The organism is Arthrobacter sp. BG5 (assembly GCF_056680155.1).
Genome location: NZ_CM155268.1, coordinates 537,105 through 552,460, shown reverse-complemented (window position 1 = coordinate 552,460; position 15,356 = coordinate 537,105). Strand labels below are relative to the sequence as shown.

Annotated in this window: 11 protein-coding genes; 10 read left to right on the top strand and 1 reads right to left on the bottom strand. The window is 66.9% G+C overall.

Annotated features, from left to right (window positions below; genetic code table 11):
• Nucleotides 1-240 precede the first annotated feature (240 nt).
• The 6 genes from AC1MBE_RS02430 (at nucleotide 241) to AC1MBE_RS02405 (ending at nucleotide 6,460) form a co-directional block, all read left to right on the top strand.
• Entirely contained in the window at nucleotides 241-852 is a 612-nt protein-coding gene (locus AC1MBE_RS02430) for an ATP-dependent Clp protease proteolytic subunit (protein WP_479782437.1), read from the top strand.
• A gap of 38 nt (nucleotides 853-890) precedes the next feature.
• The gene (locus AC1MBE_RS02425; protein ID WP_146338590.1) at nucleotides 891-1,550 is read left to right on the top strand and encodes an ATP-dependent Clp protease proteolytic subunit; all 660 of its coding nucleotides are present in this window, start codon (nucleotides 891-893) and stop codon (nucleotides 1,548-1,550) included.
• A gap of 220 nt (nucleotides 1,551-1,770) precedes the next feature.
• The gene (gene clpX, locus AC1MBE_RS02420; protein ID WP_346960900.1) at nucleotides 1,771-3,051 is read left to right on the top strand and encodes an ATP-dependent Clp protease ATP-binding subunit ClpX; all 1,281 of its coding nucleotides are present in this window, start codon (nucleotides 1,771-1,773) and stop codon (nucleotides 3,049-3,051) included.
• Nucleotides 3,052-3,193: 142 nt separating this feature from the next.
• Nucleotides 3,194-3,811, top strand: coding sequence for a mycothiol-dependent nitroreductase Rv2466c family protein (locus AC1MBE_RS02415; protein WP_479780612.1), 618 nt, complete (start codon nucleotides 3,194-3,196; stop codon nucleotides 3,809-3,811).
• Nucleotides 3,812-4,239: 428 nt separating this feature from the next.
• A complete protein-coding gene (locus tag AC1MBE_RS02410; RefSeq protein WP_479780610.1) occupies nucleotides 4,240-6,069 on the top strand; it encodes a glycoside hydrolase family 15 protein in 1,830 nt (609 codons plus the stop codon).
• Between the two features lie 97 nt (nucleotides 6,070-6,166).
• Complete coding sequence (locus AC1MBE_RS02405; RefSeq protein WP_479780608.1) at nucleotides 6,167-6,460, top strand: putative quinol monooxygenase; 294 nt, start codon at nucleotides 6,167-6,169, stop codon at nucleotides 6,458-6,460.
• 88 nt (nucleotides 6,461-6,548) lie between these two features.
• On the opposite strand, the gene valS is transcribed toward AC1MBE_RS02405, so the two are convergent.
• Nucleotides 6,549-9,167, bottom strand: coding sequence for a valine--tRNA ligase (gene valS / locus AC1MBE_RS02400; RefSeq protein WP_479780607.1), 2,619 nt, complete (start codon nucleotides 9,165-9,167; stop codon nucleotides 6,549-6,551).
• Between the two features lie 64 nt (nucleotides 9,168-9,231).
• Between valS and AC1MBE_RS02395 the strand changes: the two genes are divergently transcribed.
• From AC1MBE_RS02395 to ileS, 4 genes are all read left to right on the top strand, one after another.
• A complete protein-coding gene (locus AC1MBE_RS02395; RefSeq protein ID WP_479780605.1) occupies nucleotides 9,232-9,600 on the top strand; it encodes a DUF488 domain-containing protein in 369 nt (122 codons plus the stop codon).
• Nucleotides 9,601-9,626: 26 nt separating this feature from the next.
• Nucleotides 9,627-10,406, top strand: a complete 780-nt coding sequence (locus AC1MBE_RS02390) for an SDR family oxidoreductase (protein WP_479780603.1) — start codon at nucleotides 9,627-9,629, stop codon at nucleotides 10,404-10,406.
• Between the two features lie 193 nt (nucleotides 10,407-10,599).
• Nucleotides 10,600-11,679 carry a glycerophosphodiester phosphodiesterase gene (locus tag AC1MBE_RS02385; protein ID WP_479780601.1) on the top strand — a complete coding sequence of 360 codons (1,080 nt, stop codon included), beginning with the start codon at nucleotides 10,600-10,602 and terminating at the stop codon, nucleotides 11,677-11,679.
• 301 nt (nucleotides 11,680-11,980) lie between these two features.
• Nucleotides 11,981-15,355, top strand: a complete 3,375-nt coding sequence (ileS, locus tag AC1MBE_RS02380) for an isoleucine--tRNA ligase (protein WP_479780599.1) — start codon at nucleotides 11,981-11,983, stop codon at nucleotides 15,353-15,355.
• Nucleotide 15,356 lies beyond the last annotated feature (1 nt).

Genomic DNA, 15,356 nt, shown 5'->3' with positions numbered 1-15,356 from the left:
CGGTCCCCGCAGTTCCTGCCCGCACCCCCGGATCACCGATCCGGGGGTGCGGCTTTTTAAGCCTGCGATGAACGCTCCCGGGCAAACGTGCGCCGTCAGCGAACAGCCCTGTGCCTGAGCACAAAGGAGGCGGGAAAACCGTTAGTGTCCATGTAGGAAAGTTCAGTGATGCCGTCCAGTGGCGTCACCGTCGCCAGCGAGAGGTAAGTACACATGTCACAGCAAGCAGGGGCACCCCGGATGGCTACCGTCGATCCGGCAGCCCAGGATAACTACATTTACAACCGCCTGCTGAAAGAGCGCATCATCTGGCTCGGCTCCGAGGTCCGTGACGAGAACGCCAACGCGATCTGCTCGCAGCTGCTGCTGCTCTCGGCCGAGAACCCCGAGAAGGACATCTACCTGTACATCAACTCGCCTGGCGGCTCCGTCACCGCCGGCATGGCCATCTACGACACGATGCAGTTCATCCCGAACGACGTCGTCACCGTGGCCACCGGGCTGGCTGCCTCGATGGGCCAGTTCCTGCTCTCCTCTGGCACCAAGGGCAAGCGCTACGCCACCCCGAACGCCCGCATCCTGATGCACCAGCCCTCCGGCGGCATCGGCGGCACCGCCTCGGACATCAAGATCCAGGCCGAGCTGATCCTGCACATGAAGAAGGTCATGGCCGAACTGACGGCAGACCAGACCGGACAGACCGTGGAGACCATCCTCAAGGACAACGACCGCGACAAGTGGTTCACGGCGCCCGAAGCCCTGGAATACGGCTTCTTCGACAAGATCGCGGCGCACGCCGGGTCCGTGGCAGGCGGCGGCGGGACCAACGCCGACGCCGGCACCGAAAACTAACCGGCACGCAGACAGAACCGACTTCAGGAGCAAAGAACATGAACTACAACTTCGGATCGACTGCCGGTAACCTGCCGAGCAGCCGCTACGTGCTGCCGCAGTTTGAAGAGCGCACCCCCTACGGCTTCAAGCGCCAGGACCCTTACACCAAACTGTTCGAGGACCGCATCATCTTCCTGGGCGTCCAGGTCGACGACGCCTCCGCCGATGACGTGATGGCCCAGCTGCTGGTGCTCGAGTCCACCGACCCGGACCGGGACATCACGCTCTACATCAACTCTCCGGGCGGCTCTTTCACCGCCATGACGGCGATCTACGACACGATGCAGTACATCCGCCCGGAGATCCAGACGGTCTGCCTCGGCCAGGCCGCCAGCGCAGCCGCCGTGCTGCTTGCCGCCGGCACCCCGGGCAAGCGCCTGGCCCTGCCGAACGCACGCGTCCTGATCCACCAGCCCGCCCTCTCCGGCGGCCAGGGCGGCCAGGCCTCCGACCTGGAGATCCAGGCCGCAGAGGTCATGCGGATGCGCTCCTGGCTTGAGGACACGCTGGCCAAGCACTCCGGCCGTACCTCGGAGCAGGTCAACAACGACATCGAACGCGACAAGATCCTCACCGCCGCCGAGGCCATGAGCTACGGCCTGATCGACCAGGTGCTTGACTCCCGCAAGATCAAGCCGCAGGCGATCACGAAGTAACGACCGGGCAGCGTGATCCACGGTTAAAACACGACGCCGGTGCGGCTCAGCGGAAATGGGCCGCACCGGCGTCTTCTTTCCACCCATCAGGCCGAAAGTGACCTAGAGTGGAAGTTGTCACGGCTCACCTCCCGCGAGGACCGTCCGTGATTCCAGTAACGGGTGCAGCGCTGCACAGGAGCACGACCCAGCCGGCAGCAAGATAATAAGGGGTTCACATATGGCTCGGATTGGCGAGAGCACCGATCTGCTGAAGTGTTCTTTCTGCGGAAAGAGCCAGAAGCAGGTCCGCAAGCTCATTGCCGGGCCCGGCGTCTACATTTGCGACGAGTGCATTGAACTCTGCAACGAGATCATTGAAGAAGAACTCGCCGAAGTAGCTGACCTGGGCAGCTTCGAGCTGCCCAAGCCCCGCGAAATCTTCGACTTCCTGCAGGAATACGTGATCGGCCAGGAGCCCGCCAAGCGGTCCCTCGCCGTCGCCGTCTACAACCACTACAAGCGGATCCAGGCCGGCCACGCCCCCAAGAGCGGCACGCTGGCCGAGGGCGGCCACCACGACGACGTCGAGATCGCCAAGTCCAACATCCTGCTGATCGGCCCCACCGGCTGCGGCAAGACCTACCTGGCACAGACCCTCGCCCGGCGCCTCAACGTCCCGTTCGCCGTCGCGGACGCCACCGCCCTGACCGAAGCCGGCTACGTCGGCGAGGACGTCGAGAACATCCTGCTCAAGCTGATCCAGGCCGCGGACTACGACGTCAAGAAGGCCGAACAGGGCATCATCTACATCGACGAGATCGACAAGATTTCGCGCAAGAGCGAGAACCCCTCCATCACCCGGGACGTGTCGGGCGAAGGCGTGCAGCAGGCACTGCTGAAGATCCTCGAAGGCACCGTCGCCTCGGTCCCGCCGCAGGGCGGACGCAAGCACCCGCATCAGGAATTCATCCAGATCGACACCACCAACGTGCTCTTTATTGTGGCCGGCGCCTTCGCCGGCCTCGAGGAGATCATCGGGTCACGCTCCGGCCGCAAGGGCATCGGCTTTGGCGCCCCGCTGAATGAGGTCAAGAACAACGCGGATTCCTACGGCGAGGTCATGCCCGAGGACCTGCTGAAGTTCGGCCTCATCCCCGAATTCATCGGCCGGCTCCCGGTCATCACCACCGTCTCCAACCTTGACCGGCCGGCGCTGATCCAGATCCTGTCCACGCCCAAGAACGCGCTGGTAAAGCAGTACCAGAAGATGTTCCAGCTCGACGGCGTCGAGCTGGTCTTTGAGGACGAGGCCCTGGATCTGATCGCTGACCAGGCCCTCGAACGCGGCACCGGCGCCCGCGGCCTCCGCGCCATTATGGAGGAAGTCCTGCTGCCGGTGATGTTCGACCTGCCGAGCCGGGACGACGTTGCCAGCGTGGTCATCACCGAGGACGTCGTCGCCAAGAAGGCGGCGCCCACCATGATCGCCCACGACGTGAAACGGCGTAAATCCGCCTGATTCGGGCCGCTGCCCGCGCGAAACAGCCGGAATAAATCCGCCGGGCGCGTCGCTGTGCGTAAATGATGCCCCATGGCTCCGGTGGCCACAGCCGCCGGGAAGCCGCGGGGAAACTCCCCGAACACGCCTTAAGGAGAACCCTGTGCCCGAAACGACGACGAACAAAGCAGACTTCTGGTTCGACCCCATGTGCCCCTTCGCCTGGGTGACCTCGCGCTGGATCTCCGAGGTGGAAGACGTCCGGGACATTAAGACCGAGTGGCACGTGATGAGCCTGGCTGTCCTGAACGAGGGCCGCGACGAGCTTCCGGCCGACTACAAGGATTTCCTGGTCAAGGCCTGGGCACCCGTACGGGTGATCGTGGCCGCCGCCGAGAAGCACGGCGCCGAGTACATCAAGCCCCTCTACGACGCCATGGGCACCAAGATCCACAACGAAGGCAACAAGGACATCGACGAGGTCATTGCGAAGTCGCTGGCCGAGGTGGGCCTGCCGGCAGAGCTCGCAGCCGCCGGCCAGAGCGATGAGTTCGACGCCCAGCTGCGCTCCAGCCACGACGCCGGCATCTCGCTGGTCGGCCAAGACGTCGGAACCCCGGTGGTCGCCTTCAACGGCACCGCCTTCTTCGGCCCCGTCCTCACCCGCATCCCCCGCGGCGAAGACGCCGGGAAGCTGTGGGACGCCAGCGTCGCCCTGGCCTCCTTCCCGTACTTCTTCGAACTCAAGCGCAGCCGCACCGAGAGCCCCGTTTTCAGCTAGGCCCCGGTCCCGGCCGGACGCGCCAAGGGCCCAGGCTGGGCCCCGCTATGGGCCCCGGATGAACTACTGCCGTGTAGTTCAGCCGGGGCCCTTGTGCATCCGGAACAGCGGGAGAACAATGGAACTTACCCACTTCGAAAGAAGCGGGACGCAGGAACCAAAGATTCAGTGACACTCATCCGACGCAGCCTTCGGCAAAGTCAGATGATGGCTACCAGTGACGAGGTAGGAAGACCTGAAATTCCAAGGATCCCGCCAGATTACCCAAGACGTCACGCGGTAATCGAAAAGTCGAAGCCCCACCAACCGCAAAAAGCTGATGGGGCTTCCCCTTTGCCCAAAAACTATGCAACCCAAGAACTTTGCAGCCCAAAAACTATGCAGCCCCACAAGGCTGCAGGCCAGAAATCGCTCCAGGGTGGTGAGCCGTGAGCACCGAACCCATCGCGGACTACGCGCTGCTCTCCGACTGCTGCTCCGCCGCGCTGGTCAGCGCCGCAGGGTCCGTTGACTGGCTCTGTTTCCCCCGCTTCGATAGCCCATCGGTTTTCGGCCGGCTGCTGGGCGAGGACGCCGGGTTCTGGTCTATCCGGCCCGCGGACCCACACTCGACCACCCGGCGGTACGTGGGCCCGTCCATGGTCCTGGAGTCGCTGCACAGCACCACCCACGGACAGCTCACCGTCAGCGACGCCCTCGCCCTCGGCTCCGGGCGCCGTGGCCACGACCTCGGCGAGGTGTCACCCGGCACGTTGCTGCGCCAGCTCGCCTGCACCGCGGGGACCGTGGAGGTCGAGGTACGTTTCGCGCCGCGGCCCGGCTACGGCCTTATCTGCCCGACTCTGCAAAACGTCGACGGCGGCGTCCTGGTCCGCGCCGGAGCAGAGGACCTCGCCTTGTCCACCCCGGTGCCCTTCGAACTCGACGGCGGCACCGCCCGCGCCGTCCTGCGCCTGGCCGCCGGGGACGTTGTCGGTTTCGCCCTGCACCGCCAGCGCGGCGCCGGTCAGGAGCCGGTGTTGTGGAGCCAGCAGGAGACGGCGCGCCGGCTCGCCGACACCATCGAGGGCTGGAGGAGCTGGTCCGGCATCCACCAGAACTACCGCGGCCGCTGGCAGGAGCTGGTGGCCGGCAGCGGCCGGGTCCTGCAGGCCCTCAGCTACTATCCTTCCGGCGCCATCGTGGCTGCTCCGACCACCTCGCTGCCCGAAGTTCCCGGCGGCACCCGCAACTGGGACTACCGCTACACCTGGGTGCGGGACGCCAGCATGACGCTGCAGGCGCTCTGGGTGGCGGCCTGTCCCGACGAGGCGGGGAAGTTCTTCCAGTTCCTCGCCACCGCGGCAGCCCGCCAGCTGGCCGGCGGCGAGGAACTGCAGATCATGTACGGGATCGGCGGTGAACGGGACTTGCCTGAACGGGTGCTGGAACATCTCCCCGGGTGGCGGGCCAGTTCGCCGGTGCGGGTCGGCAACGGCGCCTGGAACCAGCGGCAGCTCGATGTTTACGGCGAACTGCTGGACGCGGCTGCGACCATGCCGGAATTCCTGGCGGAGCTGGCGCCGGAAACCCTGCAGTTCCTGGCCGACGCGGCCGACGCCGCCGTGGCCCGCTGGCGGAACCCCGACCAAGGGATCTGGGAGGTCCGCGGTGAACCACGGCACTACCTGTATTCCAAACTGATGTGCTGGGTGGCGGTGGACCGCGCCATTACCCTTGCCGGGGTGCTGCGGGCCAAGGACCGGGTGCCCGGCTGGGCGGACGCCCGGGAGCAGATCGCCGACTCCATCCGCGCCAGCGGCTGGAATGAAGCGGCCGGGGCCTATACCCAGGCGTACGGAGCCGAACAACTCGACGCCTCCGCCCTGATGCTGGCGATTGTGGGGTTCCTGCCGGCCGGCGATCCGCGGTTCCTCGCCACGATCGAGGCGATCGAGCAGCGGCTTACCGACAGCCGCGGACTGGTCTACCGCTATCACGGTCATGACGGTCTGCCGGGGGAGGAAGGCGCGTTCCTGCTCTGCACCTTCTGGCTCGCGCACGCCCTCGCCCTGGCCGGACTGACGGAACGGGCCACGGCCGTCTTCGAGCGGGCCGCCGGATTCGCCACCAGCCTGGGGCTGATGGCAGAGGAAGTAGCGCCGGACAGCCGGGAACTGCTGGGCAACTTCCCGCAGGCTTTCAGCCACATCGGCCTGGTCAACGCGGCCTGGGCCATCAGCGAAGCTGAAGGGCGGTCGCGCGGCTCCGCTACGTAACAATGGCAGGGGACGGAGCGGCGTCGAAGGAACAAGTCCGGAAGCGCCGCTGTTGCTTCCAGTGAGCAACCCGACCACCCGCGAACATTGGAGCGCCATGCCTGTTACAGCCCATCTCGACCTGACCCTCAAAACCGACGCCCTGCCCACGGCGCCGGCCGTGCTCCGCGATATTCTCTCCGACACGCGGGCGTTCGATGGCTGCCTCGGTGTCGACGTCCTGGTCGACAAGAACGATCCGGCGCACCTCGTGGTGGTGGAGCAATGGGCGTCGCTGGAGCACGACTCGGCCTACCGCGCGTGGCGGGCAGGCGGCGGAGCGAGCGGGCTGGGGGAGCTCCTGGCCGCACCGCCGGTCCTGACGCACTTTGAGACGTCCTTCGGGATCTAAGCCGGAGGACACAAAACGGAAGAGGGCCCTCCGTCCGGCCTGGGCCGGGCGGAGGGCCCTCTTCATGGTTCCCGCTTTGCCGGGGGAGTTACGCCTGGGCGGGCTCCTCAGCAGGGGCGAGGACGACGTCGCTCACGGTCAGCTCGCCTTCGCCGGCCACCAGCGCCAGTTCACGCGCGTTGGCCGCGGCCTTGAGGTCGCCCAGGCCGGCCTTCAGCTGCGTTGTCAGCGACTCCGAGGCCGTGATGGTCGCGGAGAGCACCTCGGTGCGCTGCTTGACCTTGGCTTCGGACTTGGCCTTGCGGATACCGCCCAGCGCCGCGCCCACGGTGGCGAGCAGGGTGGTGTCGCCGTCGATCTCGACGGCGGCGGGCCACTGTGCGCGGTGCACCGAGCCGGTCCGCCACCAGCCCCAGACTTCCTCCGTGGCGAACGGCAGGAACGGGGCGAAGAGCCGCAGCAGGGTGTCCAGGCTGGTCGCCAGCGCGGCCAGCACAGACGCCTGCTGGGCTTCGCCGGCGGCACCGTAAGCGCGGTCCTTGATCAGTTCCACGTAGTCGTCGGTGAAGTGCCAGAAGAAGCTCTCGGTGATCTGCAGCGCCCGGGCGTAGTCGTAGTTTTCGAACGCCTTGGTGGCCTGCTTGACGACGTCGGAGAGCTGCGCGAGCACGGCGCGGTCCAAGGGATTGCTGAGCACGGAGAGATCGGAGGAGACCACCGAGTCCTCGGTGGCGCCCAGGTTCAGCACGAACTTGGAGGCGTTCAGCAGCTTGATCGCCAGGCGGCGGCCGATCTTCATCTGCGCGATCTCGTAGGCGGTGTCCGCGCCGAGCTTGGCCGAGGCCGCCCAGTAACGGACCGCGTCCGAGCCGTATTCGTTGAGCACGTCGGTCGGGACGATCACATTGCCCTTGGACTTGGACATCTTCTTGCGGTCCGGGTCCAGGATCCAGCCGGAGATGGCAGCGTGCTTCCACGGTGCGACGTCCTGCAGGGCGTCGGCGCGGACGGCGGTGGAGAACAACCAGGTCCGGATGATGTCGTGGGCCTGGGGGCGCACGTCGAACGGGAAGACCTTGGCGAACAGCGCCTCGTCGGTGCTCCAGCCGCCCACGATCTGCGGGGTCAGCGACGAAGTGGCCCAGGTGTCCAGGACGTCAGCGTCGCCGGTGAAGCCGCCCGGCACGTCGCGCTGGGCTTCCTCGTAGCCGGGGGCCGCGTCCGCGGCAGGATCCACCGGAAGCTGTTCGTCGCCGGGCAGGATGGGCGCGTCGTAGTCCGGGTTGCCGTCGGCATCGAGCGGGTACCAGACCGGCACCGGCACGCCGAAGAACCGCTGGCGGGAGACCAGCCAGTCGCCGTTCAGGCCGGTGATCCAGTTCTCGTAGCGGGACCGCATAAAGGACGGGTGGAACTCGATCTCGTTGCCGCGGCCGATCAGGCGTTCGCGGCGTTCCTCGTCGCGGCCGCCGTTGCGGATGTACCACTGGCGGGACGTGACGACTTCGAGGGGCTTGTCGCCCTTTTCGAAGAAGTTGACCGGGTGCATGATCTTTTTCGGTTCGCCGTCGAGCAACTCCGCGGCGGCGAGCAGTTCCACCACACCTTCCTTGGCGCTGAACACGGTCTTGCCCGCGATCGCCTCGAACGCCGCGCGGCCTTCCTCGGTGGTGATCCACTCCGGGGTTTCGCCGATGATGCGGCCGTCACGGCCCACGATCGCGCGGGTGGGCAGCTGCAGCTCGCGCCACCAGGTCACGTCGGTCAGGTCGCCAAAGGTACAGACCATGGCGATGCCGGAGCCCTTGTCCGCCTTGGCGAGCGGGTGGGCCTTGACCTCCACCTCGACGCCGAACAGCGGAGAGGTGACCTTCTTGCCGAACAGCGGCTGGTAGCGCTCATCGTCGGGGTTCGCCACGAGGGCGGCGCAGGCGGCCAGCAGTTCCGGGCGGGTGGTCTCGATGAAGATTTTTTCGCCGTCCTCGGTGAAGAACGGGTAGCGGTAGTAGGCGCCGGCGACCTCGCGGTCCTCCAACTCGGCCTGGGCCACCGCGGTGCGGAAGGTGACGTCCCACAGTGTGGGGGCCTCCGCCATGTAGGCGTCGCCGGCGTTCAGGTTGGCCAGGAAGGCCCGCTGTGAGATGGCCCGGGACTTGTCGTCGATGGTCCGGTAGGTCAGGTCCCAGTCGACGGACAGGCCGAGGGTCTGGAAGAGGTTCTCGAAGACCTTTTCGTCCTCGACGGCGAGTTCCTCGCAGAGTTCGATGAAGTTGCGGCGCGAGACGACGTCGAAATCGCGCTGGTTCTTGGCGGGCTCCGCCGGCGGCCGGTACGCGGCATCGTAGGGGATGGCCGGATCGCAGCGCACGCCGTAGTAGTTCTGCACCCGCCGCTCGGTGGGCAGGCCGTTGTCGTCCCAGCCCATCGGGTAGAAGACGTTCTTGCCGGTCATCCGCTGGTAGCGGGCCAGGACGTCGGTCTGGGTGTAGGAGAACATGTGCCCCACGTGCAGCGACCCCGACGCGGTGGGCGGGGGAGTATCGATCGAGTAGACCTGTTCCCGGGTGGTCTCCCGGTTGAACTTGTAGGTCCCTTCGTCAAGCCAGCGCCGGGTGAGGGCGGCTTCCAGCCCCTCCAGGGCGGGCTTGTCCGGAACGTTGATGGGGGCGGTGGTGGGCGTGTCTGTACCCTGCGTGTGTTCAGCCATGGGCTAATTCTTCCACTCTTTTTCACCGTGTTTCGCAACCAGGCCCTGCAGTAGCATGCAGCAGATGGAGGAAAGTACCGGAAGGTTCGCGCTCAAGCGCATTTACGACGAGCCCGCCGACGACGACGGCTGCCGGGTTCTGGTGGACCGGCTCTGGCCGCGCGGGGTCAGCAAGGTACGCGCGCAGCTTCAGCTGTGGCTCAAGGAAGTGGCGCCCTCGCCGCCGCTGCGCACCGAATTTGCGCACATGCAGGAGCGGTTCGCGGACTTCCGCGCCGCCTACGAGGCGGAGCTGGAATCCAACCCCGCCGTGGGCACCTTGCGGGAACTGGTGGCCGAGCACGGGAAGGTGACCCTGCTATACAGCGCCAAAGACCCGGAGACCAACCACGCCCGGGTGCTGCTGGAGTTCCTGGCGCACGGCAGGAAATGAACCGTTGATTCCCATAGGGTGGTGCCATGACTGAGGGAATCGATAACGCAGGAACTGCAAACACAGCAAAGGCGGCGGTCGTCACCGGCGCCAGCACCGGAATCGGCGAAGCCACCGTGCGCGCGCTCCGGCAGGAGGGCTGGACCGTCTTCGCCGTCGCCCGCCGCGCCGAACGGCTAGAGGCGCTCGCCGCGGAGACCGGCGCCGTCGCCCTCCCCGCCGACGTGACGGTCGACGCCGACGTCGACCGGCTGGTGGAGGAGGTGACGCGCGCCGGCGGCATCGACACCCTGATCAACATCGCCGGCGGTGCCCGCGGCGCGGACAAGGTGGCCGAGGCCAAAACGGAGGACTGGGCCTGGATGTACGAGGTCAACGTCCTCGGCACCATGAAGCTCACCCGTGCGTTCCTGCCGATGCTGCGCGCCTGCGGCGAGGGAACCGTCCTGAACCTGACCTCGACGGCGGGCCTGACCGCCTATGAGGGCGGCGGCGGGTACAACGCCGCGAAGTTCGCCCAGCATGCCCTCACCGGCGCCCTGCGGCTGGAAGAGGCAGAGCACAACCTGCGCGTGATCGAGGTGGCCCCGGGCATGGTGCAGACCGAGGAGTTCTCGCTGAACCGGCTCGGTGACGCGGGCGCCGCGGAGAAGGTCTACGCCGGGGTCGAGAAGCCCCTCACGGCCGACGACGTCGCCGACGTCGTCCGCTACGCCGTCGCCGCGCCGCACCACGTGAACCTGGACCAGATCGTGATCCGCCCGGTCGCGCAGGCCTCCAACTTCAAAGTGATCCGGAAGGGCTAGGCGCCCCGCCTGCAGGGGAGCGCCAACGGCGGGGCCTGCCAACCGCTGCGGCGCGGTCCGGGTGTTGTGCCGGCAGCCCCGTATATTCACCGCCGCGTTGCCAGGGAGCCGGGAAGGGGTGGCCGGGCGTTGGCCACGGGAGGGCACGGTGGCTGGTGCAACTGCACACCACCAGAGTGGAGATCCTTTCCCCATGCGCAACACGACCAAGCTAGGCGCTGCCGTACTCGGCGCAGCCCTGCTCCTCGCCTCCTCCGTCCCGGCCCAGGCAGCCGGCACCAACGCCGGCGGAAGCTCCGCGGCCGGCGGCGACAACCACTTCGACCTCCAGGCGCACCGCGGAGGCATCGGACTTACCGTCGAATCGACGTTGGCATCTTTCGCCAAGGGCATCGAGACCGGCGTCTCCACCCTCGAACTGGACCTCCAGATCACCAAGGACGGCCGTGAGGTCATTACCCATGACCGCAAGATCAACGCGCAGAAGTGTGCCGACACGGCACCGGTCACGCCCAACGACCCCCAGTTCCCGTACGTGGGCAAGTACATCAAGGACCTCACCTTCGCGCAGGTCCGCAGCCTGGACTGCGGCTCGCTCACCCAGCCGCAGTTCCCCGGCCAGCAGGCCTCGCCGGGAGCGAAGATGCCCACCCTCGCCGAGGTCTTCGCCATGACGGACGCCCACCGCGCCAGCCAGGTTCGGTTCAATATCGAGACCAAGGTCGAGGCGGGCGCCCCCGAGCAGACCGCACCCCGCGAACAGTTCGTGGACGTGGCACTGCGCGAAATCACCAAAGCGCACATGGAGCAGCGCGTCTCCATCCAGAGCTTCGACTGGGGATCCCTGCGCTTGGTGCAGCAGCGCGCGCCGCAGATCCCCACGGTGGCCCTGACCAACAAAGACTTCCTGCAGGCCGGCCAGCCGGGCGCCTCGCCCTGGCTCGGCGGAATCGACGCCGACGACTTCGGTGGCGATCTGGTTGCCTCCGCCGCGTCGCTCGGTTTCGACGCGATCTCGCCGGTGCACGGGACACCCCAGAACGGCGCCGTCACGGACCCGGACTACGTCCCCTACGTCACCGCGGACATGGTGCAGCGTGCCCACGCTGCGGGCATGAAAGTCATCCCGTGGACCGTCGATGACAAGCCCACCATGCGCGCCCTGATCGGAACCGGCGTCGACGGGCTCATCACCGACTACCCGGACCGGCTCCGCGACGTCATGGCGGAGTCCGGCCTGAAGCTGCCCAAGCCCGCGCCGTCCGTCCGGTAGCTTCGGGTAGTTTCCGGTAACATCGACGTATCAGCTTTGACCCGGCCATCACCGGTGAGCTTCCGGAAGAACGCCCCGGCGCGGCAACACGTTGCGCCGGGGCCGGTAGAACCGGACGGGTAAGCCCGTCACAGCAGTCAACGAGCGGCCGACGCCGGTGCAGCGCCTTTTTCGAAAGGGGCGGGACCGGTGCCGGTAAGTGAGGTGGTACCGCGGTGCCGGTGTTGTTCCGACAACACAGGAGCCGTCCTCGCATCCTGAATGAATCCCGTTGTTCACCAGCTCAACCCAGGATGTCGAGATGACCCATTACCCCAAGGCCTCAGCCGCACCGTCAGGCGCCAACAACTCTGCTTCCAACGCCGCTGCTTCCAACACCTCTGGTGTATCGGCCTCCGTGAAGTTCCCGGAGATCGAAGAGCGCATCCTCAAGTACTGGGACCAGGACGGCACCTTCCAGGCCAGCATCGACCAGCGGGACTCTGACCTTCCCGGGGGACAGCGCGGCAGCAACGAATTCGTCTTCTACGACGGCCCGCCCTTCGCCAACGGCCTGCCGCACTACGGCCACCTGCTGACCGGCTACGCCAAGGACCTCGTGGGCCGCTACCAGACCCAGCGCGGCCGCCGCGTCGAACGCCGCTTCGGCTGGGACACGCACGGCCTGCCCGCCGAACTGGAAGCCATGAAGCAGCTCGGCATGACGGACAAGACCCAGATCGAAGCCATGGGCATCGACAAGTTCAACGACGCCTGCCGCGCCTCGGTGATGAAGTACGCCGACGAGTGGAAGAGCTACGTCACCCGCCAGGCGCGCTGGGTGGACTTCGAGAACGACTACAAGACGCTCAACGTCGAGTACATGGAGTCCGTGCTCTGGGCCTTCAAGCAGCTGCACGAAAAGGGCCTGACCTACAACGGCTACCGCGTGCTGCCGTACTGCTGGAAGGACGAGACACCGCTGTCCAACCACGAGCTGCGGATGGACGACGACGTTTACAAGAACCGCCAGGACCAGACCGTCACGGTCACCTTCCCCATCACCGCGGGGGAGTCGGAGCTCTCCAAGCAACTCGCCGGTGTGCAGGCGCTCGCCTGGACCACCACGCCCTGGACGCTGCCCACCAACCTGGCGCTCGCCGTCGGGCCCGCCATCACGTACGTTGTGCTGCCGGCCGGCCCCCACGGGATCAAGGCGGCCGCGGCCGAGGCGCCTGTCACGGGCAGCTTCCTGCTCGCCGCTGACCTGCTGGGCGCCTACGCGAAGGACCTTGGCTACGGCGACGGCGCCGAGGGCGCCGCCGCGGCCGAGGCCGCCGTCACCTCCCGCCACACCGGCGCCGAGCTGGAAGGCCTAACGTACGAACCGCTCTGGGACTACTTCCACGATGCCGAGAAGTGGGGAACCGAGAACGCCTGGCGCTTCCTTGTGGCCGACTACGTCACCACCACCGACGGCACCGGCATTGTCCACCAGGCCCCGGCCTATGGTGAAGACGACCAGAAGGTCTGCGAAGAGGCCGGCATCCCGGTGGTCCTCTCGGTCGATGAGGGCGCGAAGTTCCTGCCGCTGTTCGGCCACGGCGACCTCGCCGAGATCGCCGGGCTCCAGGTCTTCGAGGCCAACAAGCCCATCACCCAGGTGCTCCGCGCCCAGGGACGCCTGGTCCGCCAGGCCAGCTACGAGCACTCCTACCCGCACTGCTGGCGCTGCCGCAACCCGCTGATCTACCGCGCGGTGTCCTCCTGGTACGTCGAGGTCACCAAGTTCAAGGACCGCATGTCCGAGCTGAACCAGGAGATCAACTGGATCCCGGGCAACGTCAAGGACGGCCAGTTCGGCAAGTGGCTCGCCAACGCCCGCGACTGGTCCATCAGCCGCAACCGCTACTGGGGCAGCCCCATCCCGGTCTGGCAGTCCAGCGACCCGGACTACCCGCGCACCGATGTCTACGGCTCCCTGGCCGAGATCGAAGCCGACTTCGGCCGGCTGCCGCTGAACAAGGCCGGCCAGGTGGACCTGCACCGGCCGTTCATCGACGAACTCACCCGCCCGAACCCGGACGACCCCCGCACCCCGGAAGAGGGCCAGTCCGTGATGCGCCGCGTCGAGGACGTGCTGGACGTCTGGTTCGACTCCGGCTCCATGCCGTACGGGCAAGTGCACTACCCGTTCCAGAACGAGGAATGGTTCGACACGCACAACCCGGCGGACTTCATCGTCGAGTACATCGGCCAGACCCGCGGCTGGTTCTACATGCTGCACATCCTCTCCACCGCGCTGTTCGACAGGCCGGCGTTCCGCAATGTCATCAGCCACGGCATCGTGCTGGGCTCCGACGGGCAGAAGATGTCCAAGAGCCTGCGCAACTACCCGGACGTCTCCGAGGTCCTGGACCGCGATGGCTCCGACGCGATGCGCTGGTTCCTGATGTCCAGCCCGATCCTGCGCGGCGGCAACCTCGTGGTCACCGAGCAGGGCATCCGTGACGGCGTCCGCCAAGTCATCCTGCCGCTGTGGAACGTGTACAGCTTCTTCACGCTGTACACCAACGCCGCGGACGGCGGTAGGGGCTATGACGCGAAGCTGCGCTACGACGGCTACGCCGACACCCTGGACCAGTACCTGATGGCCAACACCGGGGACTTGGTCCGGAACATGACCGAGCAGCTGGACAGCTATGACATCTCCGGGGCCTGCGACGAGCTGCGCGGCTATCTGGACATGCTCACCAACTGGTACGTCCGGCGCAGCCGCCAGCGCTTCTTCGACGAGAACGTCGACGCCTTCGACGCGCTCTACACCGCGCTGGAGACGGTCTGCCGGGCCGCGGCGTCGCTGCTGCCGCTGATCTCGGAGGAGATCTGGCGCGGCCTTACCGGCGGGCGCTCGGTGCACCTGGCCGACTGGCCGGACGCCGGACTGTTCCCGGCCAACGCGGACCTCGTCGAAGCCATGGACCGGGTCCAGCAGATCTGCTCCACCGGCTCCTCGCTTCGCAAGGCCGCCAATCTCCGGGTGCGCCTGCCGCTGCAGGAACTCACGGTCGTGGCACCCGGCGCGGACGCGCTGGAAGGCTTCGCCGCCGTCGTCGCCGACGAACTGAACCTGCGCTCCGTGCGCCTGCTCGACGCCGAGAGCGCCTCCCCGGAGGAGTTCGGCATCGAGCAGAAGCTCGTGGTCAACGCCCGGGCCGCCGGCCCGCGGCTGGGCAAGAACGTCCAGCAGGCCATCAAGGGCTCCAAGTCCGGCGACTGGTCGGTGGACGACGCCGGCGTAGTCACCGCTGGCGGCCTCGCCCTCGAGCCGCAGGAGTACACCCTGGAAACCGTCGTGGCCGAGGCCGCCGAAGGCGAGGGCTCACGCGCAGCCGCGGTCCTGCCCGGCGGCGGCTTCGTGGTCCTCAACACCGAGGTCACCCCGGAGCTGGAAGCCGAAGGCACCGCCCGCGACCTGGTCCGCGCCATCCAGCAGGCCCGCAAGGACGCCGGGCTGAACGTCAGCGACCGGATCCGCACCACCGTCACCGCGGCGCAGGACACCGTCGAGGCGCTGCTGGCCCACGCGGAACTGGTCAAGACCGAGACCCTGACGCTGCAGCTGGACACCGTTCCGGCCGAGGTCAAGGAACCTCAGGTCAGCGTCGAAAAAGTAACCGTTGAAGTAGGGGCATAAT